8 protein-coding genes are annotated in these 12,100 nt (G+C 60.0%); 6 read left to right on the top strand and 2 right to left on the bottom strand.

The features are described 5' to 3' along the window. Window positions 1-204: 204 nt before the first annotated feature. Window positions 205-1,194: a LacI family DNA-binding transcriptional regulator gene (locus BW14_RS04180; RefSeq protein ID WP_081977833.1), complete on the bottom strand. Its 990-nt coding sequence runs from the start codon at window positions 1,192-1,194 to the stop codon at window positions 205-207. Between the two features lie 319 nt (window positions 1,195-1,513). Here BW14_RS04180 and BW14_RS04185 point away from each other — a divergent pair, with 319 nt between their 5' ends. The 5 genes from BW14_RS04185 (at window position 1,514) to BW14_RS04205 (ending at window position 9,297) form a co-directional block, all read left to right on the top strand. Then, window positions 1,514-2,440: a carbohydrate ABC transporter permease gene (locus tag BW14_RS04185; RefSeq protein WP_044095769.1), complete on the top strand. Its 927-nt coding sequence runs from the start codon at window positions 1,514-1,516 to the stop codon at window positions 2,438-2,440. A 64-nt stretch (window positions 2,441-2,504) separates the two neighbouring features. Then, on the top strand, window positions 2,505-3,506 hold the full coding sequence (locus BW14_RS04190; RefSeq protein ID WP_044090617.1) for a carbohydrate ABC transporter permease: 1,002 nt from the start codon (window positions 2,505-2,507) through the stop codon (window positions 3,504-3,506). Between the two features lie 181 nt (window positions 3,507-3,687). Then, window positions 3,688-5,769, top strand: coding sequence for a beta-galactosidase (locus BW14_RS04195; protein ID WP_044090618.1), 2,082 nt, complete (start codon window positions 3,688-3,690; stop codon window positions 5,767-5,769). 614 nt (window positions 5,770-6,383) lie between these two features. After that, a complete protein-coding gene (locus tag BW14_RS04200) occupies window positions 6,384-7,730 on the top strand; it encodes a sugar ABC transporter substrate-binding protein (protein WP_044090619.1) in 1,347 nt (448 codons plus the stop codon). A gap of 145 nt (window positions 7,731-7,875) precedes the next feature. After that, a complete protein-coding gene (locus BW14_RS04205; protein ID WP_044090620.1) occupies window positions 7,876-9,297 on the top strand; it encodes an ABC transporter substrate-binding protein in 1,422 nt (473 codons plus the stop codon). A gap of 18 nt (window positions 9,298-9,315) precedes the next feature. Here BW14_RS04205 and BW14_RS04210 read toward each other — a convergent pair whose 3' ends face one another. After that, window positions 9,316-10,095, bottom strand: coding sequence for a type III pantothenate kinase (locus tag BW14_RS04210; RefSeq protein ID WP_044090621.1), 780 nt, complete (start codon window positions 10,093-10,095; stop codon window positions 9,316-9,318). Between the two features lie 168 nt (window positions 10,096-10,263). Between BW14_RS04210 and BW14_RS04215 the strand changes: the two genes are divergently transcribed. Beyond that, a complete protein-coding gene (locus BW14_RS04215; RefSeq protein WP_044090622.1) occupies window positions 10,264-11,943 on the top strand; it encodes an ABC transporter substrate-binding protein in 1,680 nt (559 codons plus the stop codon). The last annotated feature ends 157 nt before the right edge of the window (window positions 11,944-12,100 follow it).

The raw sequence follows: 12,100 nt of genomic DNA on the forward strand, positions 1-12,100 counted from the left end.
GCGTGGGTGTCGGCGCCAGTCGTTCGGATGACTTCTCCCGGCAGCATACGGGTCGAAACATAAGTTATTGATGGTATCGGTTTATGTTTCGTCCCATTCCGCACCCTCGAAATGGGTCGAAACATAAACCATAGACTGCGAAAACCTATGTTTCGACCCGCGCTCGGCGAAATCGGAGTTCCAGAGCGGCTCAGCAGGAGGCAGTCACTCGCTCAAATCGCGTACAGAGCCGCGTTCGACGAGTTCAGGGGGAATGACGGTTTTGATGCCGGTTGGCACTTTCTCTCCCTCGCATTGACGGCGGACCATGGAGAAGGCAGTGGCTCCGACATCCTTGAACCGCAGTCGCATGGTGGTGAGATTCAGCCGTGGCACCATGTCCGCCAACGAATCGTCGACGCCGACGACGCTGACATCGTCAGGCACGCGCTTGCCGGCGGATTGCAATCCGAGAATCGCGCCATAGGCCATCTGGTCGTTGGCAGCGTAAATAGCCGTGCAGTCGGGGTCATGAGCCAAGGCGACGCCTGCCTGATAGCCGGAATCCGCGCACCAGTCTCCGATGTACATGCTGGGCACCGGGGCTCCGATCTGCTCGAGCGCCTCGCGCCATCCTCGGGCGCGGCTTTCCGCGGCTCGGGATGTGGCAGGGCCGGCGATGTGGTACACCGTTTTGTGGCCTTTGCTCATCAGATAATCCACGATGGCGGTGGAACAGCCGTATTGGTCGGTGTCCACCGTGGGACAGTGGTCTGCGGCGCCTTCGGAGATAAGTACTACAGGGAGCTCTTTTGGTGGCTTGTATCCCGCGAAGTCGGAGATGCGCTCCTCGAGCACCACGATGACGCCATCCACGGGTTGCTGCTGCATGCGCTCGATTGCGGCGGCCAGCGTGCGCTCCGAGCCGTGGCGCATGGTCTGGATGGTGATGGAGTAGTCGTCATCCGCGGCGCTCGAAATGATGGAATCCAAGATACGGGAGTTACCGAAGGATGATGTGTTGAACATGACGACGCCGATGTCCTGGAACTTGCCGCGTTTGAGCGCGCGGGCGGCGTAGTTCGGACGGTATCCGAGGCGTTGCATGACGGCTTCGACCCGTTGACGGGTCTCCGGTTTGACCGCGTCGCTGCCATTGGCCACGCGGGATACGGTTTGGGGGGACACGCCTGCGGTTTTCGCCACATCCTGCATGGAGACTTGTGAAGACTTCGCCATTATGACCCCCGGTATGGAACCTACGACTGCTGCTATGGCTTGCTGCGCCACATCGTATGATGTCATACATCATCGAAAACGGCAACGATAACATCATTGTTTTCGTGACCATTGTACCAGCATTGAGGAAAACACAGTATTCAACACGGCTGTTCGGTGATTGGACAAGATGATAAATGGTGTTATTATGATAACGCAAACATTTTTGTTAGGGATGGGTGTACCGCCGTAATGGCTTTAGTGATGTAGCCATGACGGAACACTTGTCTACAGCCTTCGAAGGAGAGGGGTTGGAATGGCCTCAGCTGATGTTGCTGCCACTTCCGTGAAAACGGACGGGGCGCGCGTGAATAAGCATAAGGCGGATTGGCGTGGTTGGAAGTTCATGTGGCCTTTTGCGGTGGTGTTCGTGTTCGTGTTCATCATCCCGATCGTGTACGCGGTTTACATCTCGTTCTTCAAGAAGCAGATGATCGGCGGCACCCGGTTCGTCGGTGTGGAGAACTATGCGCGGCTGTTGCAGGACGGCCAGTTCTGGTCGTCGGTTGGTCGTGTGGCCTTGTTCACGGTGGTGCAGGTGCCGATCATGCTGTTCCTTGCGGCGGCGATGGCGTTGGCGATCGACAGCATGAAGCTGCATGGCACGAAGTTCTTCCGTATCTCCACGTTCCTGCCGTATGCGGTGCCGGCGGTGGTGTCGACCCTGATCTGGGGTTTCGTGTATGGCGCGAAGTACGGTCTGGTGGGTTCCCTGAACGGTTTCCTGGGTACGGACATCGACATGTTCGACCCGAGTGTGCTGCTGGCGTCGATCGGCAACATCAATACGTGGGAGTTCACGGGTTATAACATGCTGATCTTCTACAGCTCGCTGTCCACGATCCCGCATTCCCTGTATGAGGCGGCCTCGATCGACGGCGCGAGCGAGTGGCAGATCGTCAAGTCGATCAAGCTGCCGGAGTTGAGGGGTTCCTTGGCGATCACGGTGATCTTCAGCATCATCGGCTCGTTCCAGCTGTTCAACGAGCCGAGCATTCTGCAGAGCATGGTGCCGGGCAATGCGATCACGACGTATTACACGCCGAACATGTACGCGTACAACCTGTCGTTCTCCGGCAACCAGTCGAACTATGCCGCCGCCCTGGCGATTGTGATGGCGGTGATCACGATGGCGATCGCGTACGCGGTGCAGTTGAGGAGCATGAAGGAGCAGATGAGGTGATGCGCCCGGTGGCTGTCTCGAGGATGATTGTGATTGTGTCTGTGATCGTGAAGGAGCGTGCGTGATGAGTGCAGCTGAGACTTCCGCCCGTGTGTCGGCGGCGGGGCTGAGGGCCCAGGAGCGGGCCGCGAAGAAGGCGGAGAGGGAGCGTCAGAGGAGGATCGAGAGGGACGAGGCCGCGGAGCGCAGGCGCGCGGCGAAGGCCGGGTTCGCGAACGTGAATAACCCGAGGCGTTCCATGCTGATGACGGTGTTGTGCGCGGTGTTCGCCGTGTACTGCCTGTTCCCGTTCGTGTACCTGCTGATCAACGCGACGAAGACGCAGGCCGACTTCACGTCGACGTTCGGCCTGGGCTTCGGCAAGTCGTTCGCCCTGTGGGACAACATCGTGACGGTGTTCACCTACCAGGAGGGGATCTTCGGCCGCTGGCTTATTAACACGCTCCTGTACGTGGTGGTGGGCGCGGGCGGCGCGACCCTGCTGGCGATTATGGGCGGCTACGCCTTGGCGAAGTTCCGCTTCCCCGGCAGGAAGGCCGTGTTCGCGGTGATCATCGGCTCGATCAGCGTGCCGGGCATCGCGCTGGCGGTCCCGCAGTTCCTCCTGTTCGCCAAGCTGGGCCTGACGAACACGCCGTGGGCCATGATCATCCCCTCGCTGATCTCCCCGTTCGGTTTGTACCTGATGTGGATCTTCAGCGAGCAGGCGGTGCCGACCGAGCTGCTGGAGGCGGCACGCGTGGACGGCGCCTCGGAGTGGCGCACGTTCTGGACGATCAGCATGCCCCTGCTGGCTCCCGGCATCGTGACGACCGCCCTGTTCACGATCGTGGCGACGTGGAACAACTACTTCCTGCCGTTGATCATGCTCAAGGACTCGAACTGGTATCCGCTGACCATCGGCCTGAACCAGTGGAAGGACCAGGCCTCGACCGCCGGCGGCCAGGCGATCCAGAACCTCGTGATCACCGGCTCCCTGATCACGATCATCCCCCTGGTCATCGCGTTCCTCATGCTCCAGAAGTACTGGCAGTCCGGCCTCGCCGCCGGCGCAGTCAAGGAGTGAATCCTCCTTATGGAGACATTCCTCCTGCTGTGCATAGTGCAGATTCCGCCCAATAAGCGGTAGCGAGCAGGCGAGTATCTGGCCGGTGAGCCGTTTCCCATGGCTCACCGGCTTCTGTTCCATCGAAGTAGATGGAATGTCGATGGAGATATCACTACGCAAGTAAGGACAAACGATACCAATGACTGAACATAGGACGTTCAATTGGCCGCAACCGCTCGAGGGGCAGAAGCCCCGCATCTGGTACGGCGGCGACTACAACCCCGACCAGTGGCCCGAAGAGGTCTGGGACGAGGACATCGAACTGATGAAGAAAGCCGGGGTCAATCTGGTCTCCGTCGCCATCTTCTCTTGGGCCAAGCTCGAGCCCGAGGAAGGTGTCTATGACTTTGATTGGCTCGACCGCGTCATCGACAAGCTAGGCAAGGCCGGCATCGCCGTCGATCTCGCAACCGGCACCGCATCCCCGCCGATGTGGCTGACCCAGGCCCACCCGGAGATCCTCTGGGTCGACTACCGCGGTGACGTCTGCCAGCCTGGCGCACGCCAGCACTGGCGAGCCACCAGCCCGGTGTTCCTGGACTACGCGCTCAACCTGTGCCGCAAGATGGCCGAACACTACAAGGACAACCCTTATGTGGTCTCTTGGCATGTGAGCAACGAGTACGGCTGCCATAATCGCTTCGACTACTCCGAAGACGCCGAGCGTGCCTTCCAAAAGTGGTGTGAAAAGCGTTACGGCACCATCGACGCCGTGAACGATGCCTGGGGCACCGCCTTCTGGGCTCAGCGTATGAACAACTTCTCCGAGATCATCCCGCCGCGCTTCATCGGCGACGGCAACTTCATGAACCCGGGCAAGCTGCTCGACTGGAAGCGCTTCAGCAGCGACGCACTCCTCGACTTCTACCGCTCCGAACGCGACGCACTGCTGGAGATCACGCCCGGCAAGCCGCAGACCACGAACTTCATGGTCTCCGCCGGCGGCACCGGCCTCGATTACGACAAGTGGGGCTATGACGTGGACTTCGTGTCCAACGACCATTACTTCACGCCGGGCGAGGCTCACCTCGATGAGCTCGCATACTCGGCATCCCTCACCGACGGCATCGCGCGCAAGAACCCCTGGTTCCTGATGGAACATTCCACCTCGGCCGTCAACTGGCGCCCGATCAACTATCGTGTGGAGCCCGGCGAACTGGTGCGCGACTCCTTGGCGCATCTGGCCATGGGCGCCGACGCCATCTGCTACTTCCAGTGGCGGCAGTCCAAGGCCGGCGCGGAGAAGTGGCACTCCTCGATGGTGCCTCACGCGGGTGCCGACTCCCAGATCTTCCGCGATGTGTGCGAACTGGGTGCCGACCTAGGCAAACTGGCCGACGAAGGTTTGTTGGACACCAAGCTGGTCAAATCCAAGATTGCCGTCGTGTTCGATTACGAGTCCCAGTGGGCTACGGAACATACCGCCACGCCTACTCAGGAGGTACGCCATTGGACCGAACCGCTTACGTGGTTCCGCGCGTTGGCGGACAACGGTCTTACCGCCGACGTGGTGCCGGTCCGCGGCCCCTGGGACCAGTATGAAGCTGTGGTGCTGCCGAGCCTGACCATCCTTTCGGAAGAGACCTCGCGCCGTGTGCGTGAATATGTGGCGAATGGCGGCAAGCTGTTCGTGACCTATTACACCGGTCTGGTCGATGAGAAGGATCACGTCTGGCTGGGCGGTTACCCCGGCTCCATCCGTGATGTGGTGGGTGTGCGCATCGAGGAGTTCGCCGCCATGGGCGACGATTTCCCGGGCGCTATGGATCATCTCGACCTTACCAACGGCGCCGTGGCTCACGATTTCGCCGATGTCATCACCTCCGTGGCCGATACCGCCCACGTGGTGGCCTCCTTCAAGGCGGACAAGTGGACCGGATTCGACGGCGCGCCAGCCGTCACCGTCAACGACTTCGGCGACGGCAAGGCGGCGTATGTCGGTGCTCGTCTGGGCCGTGAGGGGCTCGCCAAGACATTGCCGGCATTGCTGGAGGAGCTTGGTATCGAGACCCCTGCTGGAGACGACCGTGGTGAGGTGCTGCGCGTGGAGCGCGCGGACGCCACGGATGAGAACCACTTCGTGTTCCTGTTCAACCGCACGCATGAGGTCGCCGTGGTGGATGTGGAAGGTGAACCGCTGGTCGCTTCGCTGGCGCAGGTCAACGAATCCGAGCATACGGCTGCGATTCGGCCCAACGGTGTTCTGGTGGTGAAGCTGTAGCGGTAACGCCGCTGTCTGATTGATGCGCCGGCCTCTGCCTTGTGTGGAGGCCGGCGCATTGGCATAGATTGCGAACATGCGCAGCACGGATCCCATGCGATCGCCGCAGTATCCGGATGGGTCATGATTCGATTGGGGTCTGCCGGCCGGGTTCTAGTATGCCGTGCCTGTGAAATTCGTCGATTATATCGTGGCTCCTCTTGCCAGGGGAGCTGGCCCTCGCGAAGCGGGACTGACGGGTAGTCAATTTGTTGACGCATTTCTGGCGCAGCATGCTAGCGATCGTTGTAATGCTTGGCTGACCTCCGTAGTGGGGGCGGATTGTCGACTGGATGAAGACTACTTTCGCAAACCGGAATGTAAGCGCTTACGCCAATTATTCCGGAATTGTGGATAGTGTTTGCGATAACACGCCGATATTGGCGCGCTTGCGTTCGTTGGCGGAGTGTGTATACTTGCAGATGTTAACGCAATCATAGTTGTTGGAGATGGCGATTGGAGCCACATCTCAGGGTCGAGGGGAATTCCAAGGAATTTGAATCGATTGCAGCTGGTGGTTGCGAATGACATACATATGAATCGTTCTGGACGGTTCAAGGAAGGAAAACAGAACGATGAAGTTCACCGCTGCAAAGAAGGCCGTCGCCCTTACTGGCGCCGTGACCATGCTGGTATCCGTTGCCGCCTGCGGTTCCGACAGCAACTCCAGCAGCCAGCCTGCACAGGAGAGTGATGTGCAGGAGATCACCGTGTGGGCTTGGGAGCCCACGCTGACCCAGGTCGCCAAGGATTTCACCAAGGAGACCGGCATCAAGGTCGACCTGAAGAACGTCGGCACCAACACCAAGGAATACACGCAGCTAGACAACGCCATCGAGGCCGGCTCGGGCGCCCCGGATGTGGCCCAGGTCGAGTACTACGCCATCCCGCAGTACGCCATCAAGGGCAACCTGCTTGACATCACCGACAAGACCTCCGGCTTCGAGGACTTCTACACCCCTGGCCCGTGGGCATCCGTGCAGTTCGGCGGCAAGGTCTACGGCCTGCCGATGGATTCCGGCCCAATGGCCTTCTTCTACAACAAGGAGGTCTTCGACAAGGCCGGCGTTGACGCCGAGCAGATCAAGACCTGGGATGACTACTACGAGGCCGCCAAGAAGATTCACGCCCTTGGCGACAACTACTACATCACTTCCGACACTGGTGACGCAGGCTTCTACGACTCGATGACCTGGCTCGCCGGCGGACAGCCGTTCAAGACCTCCTCCGACGGCTCCGAAGTCACCATCAACCTGACCGGTGACGAGAACGTGCAGAAGTTCAACGAATACTGGCAGAAGCTGCTCGATGAGGGCCTGCTCGACACCAAGACCGCCGGCTGGTCCGAGGATTGGTTCAAGGGCATGGTCGATGGCACCATCGCCTCCCTGCTCACCGGTGCCTGGATGCCGGCCAACCTGGCCAACTCCGCTGCCGGTGGCGCCGGCAAGTGGCGCGTGACCCAGATGCCGACTGCTGACGGCTCCGCCACCAACTCCGAGAACGGCGGTTCTTCGCTGGCTGTGCTCGCCTCCTCCAAGAAGGCCGAGGCCGCCTACAAGTTCATCGAGTACGCGAACCACGGCGACGGTGTGGCCACCCGTGTGGCCGGTGGCGCCTTCCCGGCTGACAAGGCTTCCATGGAGGCTGATTCCTTCAAGAACGCCACCACCGTCAAGAACGCCGATGGTCAGGACGTCGACTACTTCGGCGGCCAGAAGTACAACGAGGTCCTCGCCCAGGCGGCTGAGAACGTGTCCTCCGACTACCAGTTCCTGCCCTTCGAGGTCAAGGCCCGCACTATCTTCGGCGACTACGTCGGCAAGTCCTACACCGGCGACCAGAAGCTCGCCGATGGTGTAGCCGCTTGGCAGAAGGCCCTGCAGGATTACGGCAAGGATCAGGGCTTCACCGTCAAGTAAGCCAATGAGGCAAAGCCTGATGATCTGACGGTTCCCCATACCGTTTCCGATTGAACGAGCCCCTGAGGTGCATGCCTCAGGGGCTCGTCGTATTTGCATTGCCCCCCTTTCGGCCGATTCAGAGGATGATAGTAGACTCTGCACCATGGGCATGATCGGACGGCGACTTTCAAGAATGGCTACGGCAGTTGTGGCTGCAATCCTTTCCGTATCCCTTGCCTCATGCGGGCAGGCCACGCAGGACAATCGCACGCAGATCACCGTGTGGAGCTGGGAACCCAGCATGGGCAAGGTCATCAGTCGATTCGAAAAGGCCAATCCGGACATCAAGGTCAATTGGACGAACATTTCCGGCTACAACAATCTCAACACCGCCATCCAGGACGGATACGGCACCCCTGACGTGGCGCAGATCGAATACTATGCATTGCCGCAGTATGCGGTCTCCGGCCAACTGCTCGACCTGACCGACCGTCTTGGCTCCGATTACGCCAACTTCTACACGGGCGGTACATGGGCCTCGGTGCAGCTTGCCGGACGAATATACGGTCTGCCGATGGACTCCGGTCCGATGGGGTTCTTCTACAATGACGACATCTTCACCCAGGCCGGCGTCGATGCCACGCAGATCAAGACATGGGATGACTACTACGAGGCTGCGAAAAAACTCAAGGACATCGGCGTTTATATCGCAGCCGATGCGGGAGACGGCAGCTTCTACGATGCGATGATCTGGCTCGCCGGAGGCCAGCCGTTCCACACGTCGACCGATGGGAAAACCGTCACCATCGATCTTGAGCATGATGCCGGAACCCAGCGATTCACCGAATTCTGGCAGCGCATGATCGATGAGGGGCTAGTCGACACCACGTCAGCCACATGGTCCGACCGGTGGAAAACACGTGTGGGCAACGGGACCATCGCATCCGTGTTCATGGGAGCCTGGATGCCATCATTGCTGCTCGCCAACGTGCCGGGCGCGGCAGGCCTATGGCGCGTGACCACAATGCCTACCTATGACGGTCAACCAGCCAACGCGGAAAGCGGTGGCTCCGCGTTGACCGTATTGCAGCTCACCCGCAAGCCGGACGCGGCATACCGATTCGTTGACTTTGTCGCCCATGATGCGCAGGGCATCAGTGCGCGCGTGGCCGGCGGCGCATTCCCCGCCGACTATGCCACGCTGAATTCCGAGAGTTTCCTGGACAAGACCACCATCACGAATGATGATGGCATCGAAATCCCCTATTTCGGGGGGCAGAAGTTCAACCGAGTACTTTCCGAGGCCGCCGAGGACGTATCCGTGGGATACCAGTATCTGCCATTCGAGGTATATGCGCGCAGTGATTTCGAATCCACCGTAGGCAAGTCCTACAAGTGGACAAGCGACTTCCAGGCGTACCAGCTTCGGCAGGCCGACATCGATCTGGGGCGGAAGGACGCCAACGGCAAGCCTTTGCAGCCTCTGACGGATCCGGGCAAGAAGATCAGCCTTGAAACGGGACTCGCCCAATGGCAGAAGGACCTGAAGGAATACGGATTCAATCAGGGCTTCACCATCAAATAGACAACATAGCCTAACCCACTACCGCATGTTGCGTGCGTAGATATGCGCCATGCCCTTGAAGATGAGATCGGGGTCGTAGACGTCGATCTCATCGGTGTCGCCCTCGAACACGCGCCCGAGACCGCCGGTGGCGATCACCGTGAAGTCCTCGCCGCCGAGCTCCTTGCGGAACTGCTCGATGGTGCGCTCCACGCCGCCCAGGAACGTGTAATACAGTCCCGCCTGCATGCACACTTTGGTGTTGGTGCCGAGGATCGTGGTCGGTCGGGTGATCTCCACCTCCGGCAGTTGCGCGGTGTCGCCCCACAGGGCCGCGGCACCGGTCCGGATGCCGGTGGTGATTACGCCGGCATCGATCACGCCGTTGGCGTCCACATGGGTGAATGTGGTCGCCGTACCGAAATCGGCCACCAGTACCGGGCCGCCATATTCGTTGTAGGCGCCCGCGCAGTCGGCCAGGATGTCGGCACCCAGGGACTTCGGGTCGTCCACGCGCACATTCATGCCGGTCTTGACGCCGGGGCCTATCACCATGGGATCGAGTCCGAAGAACTTGATGATTGAGGAGCGGAAGGAATGCATCACCTTCGGCACCACCGAACAGATGATTACATCATCCACATCATCCGGGGTGAATCCGCTCATATGCAGGAATTCCGTGAGGAACAGCCCGTATTCGTCAGACGTGTGATTTGCTTTCGACGTAATGCGGTACGTGCCCACATTCGTATTGCCCGACTTGCCATCCAAAAAACCGATGACGATGTTCGTGTTGCCGATATCGACGGCCACCAGCATGATAACCCTCCAACGTCGAGATGGATTTCAAGGGTTATTCTACTCCCGCGTCTATGATGGGGCAGCGGTGGTCGACCCGACTGGGCGGCCAACCGGCTTATTGGAACTGCATATGTTCATAACCATGCATAGTGCATATTGAATATCAAGAATCACAGAGGAATACCCATGTCACAAGACAATGGTGCACAAGATAATGGTGCGCACGCCGGCAGCGGCGCAACCGGAGCGAACGGTACCGAATCCACGACTGCGGCGACCACGGACGCCAGCCTCGCCGCACGAGCGAAGAACCCGAAGAAGAACGGTCCCAAGTGGTGGCTGATCTCCCTGATTGCAGTCATCGCGGCGATCGCGGTCGTCGTGGGCGTCACGTTCGCCTTTTCCGCGAACGACGAAGGGCAGACGGACACATCCGGCGCATCCGGCGCCAAATATGCCGACAGCGTGACCGTCGGCCTCAAGCTCGCCCCCACCAACCTCGACATCCGCACCACCGCTGGCTCCGCGCTTGACCAGGTGCTCATCGGCAACGTGTACGAAGGCATCGTGGCGCGCGACTCCAAGAACCAGGTGGCCCCCGCCATCGCCTCCAGCTGGGAGGAATCCAAGGACGGCCTGACCTACACCTTCCACCTCAACAAGAACATGACCTTCTCCAACGGCGACAAGCTGGATGCCGAGGATGTGGCCTGGTCCATCAACGAGCTCATCGCCAAGCAGTATCATGACGCCGAGGCGCTCGCCGCCGTGATCAAGGTCGAGGCCAAGGACGCCGACACCGTAGTCATGACCCTGAAGACCCCGAACTCCAACCTGCTGTGGACGCTGACCGGCCGCGCGGGTCTGGTGTTCGACAAGGACGCCAAGTACGACCTCAAGACCCAGGCCATCGGCTCCGGCCCGTACACCGTGTCCAAGTTCGTCGAGAACAGCTCGATCACCCTCAAGGCCAACGAGAAGTACTGGGGCAATAACAAGGCCAAGACGCCCACGGTGGTCATCAATTACCTGGCCGACGACAATGCTGCGGTTAACGCCCTCAAATCCGGCGACGTGCAGGTGCTCGCCCCGATCACCGAGACCCTGGCCGAGCCGTTCGCGTCCGATCCGGACAAATACACGGTCAAGGCGGGCAACGGCACCGACAAGTACGTGCTCGCCTTCAACAACGCCTCCGGCTCCAAGCTTGCCGACAAGCGCATTCGCCAGGCCATCCGCTACGCGATCAACCACAAGGAGATCATCGCCTCACGCGGCGGCGCTGACAAGGCGCTCGGCGGCCCGATCCCGTCCCTCGACCCCGGATACGAGGACCTGACCGGCCTCTACCCGTACGATCAGGCCAAGGCCAAGTCATTGATGGCCGAGGCCGGCTATTCCACCGATAAGCCGCTCGAACTGAGCTTGACCTATGCGAACATCTACGGCACCGAGCTCGGCGACCAGCTGCGCTCGCAGCTGAAGCCCATCGGCATCGACCTCAAGGTGAATGTGGTGGAGTTCTCCACCTGGCTTCAGGACGTGTACACCAACCACGACTTCGACATCTCGCTCGTGGACCACAACGAAAGCCACGACTTCTATTCCTGGGCCGATCCGACCTACTACTTCGGCTACGACAACAAGGACGTGCAGAAGCTGTACAACGAGGGCGTGGCCGCCACCTCCGACAAGGAGCGCGACGCCAAGTTCGCCGAGGCCGCGAAGCTCATCTCCGAGGACGCCCCGGCCGACTGGCTGTTCAACTACCGTGTCACCACCGCCACCGCCAAAGGGGTCGAAGGCTTCCCGTTCGACCTGAATCAGACGGTGATGCCGCTGTACGACGTGACGTACACCAAGTAGCCGCGGCTCGCGAAAACCTCGGCTCCTCTCTCCGATGGGGGCTGTCGCGATGGGAGCTGTCGCGAAGCGACCGAGGGGAGCCGTCACCATAGATGTCACCATAGGTATCACCATAGGTATCACCATAGGTATCACCAAAGGTATCACTAAAGGTATC

It is taken from the genome of Bifidobacterium sp. UTBIF-68 (assembly GCF_006408855.1).
Classification (GTDB): Bacteria; Actinomycetota; Actinomycetes; order Actinomycetales; family Bifidobacteriaceae; genus Bifidobacterium; species Bifidobacterium reuteri.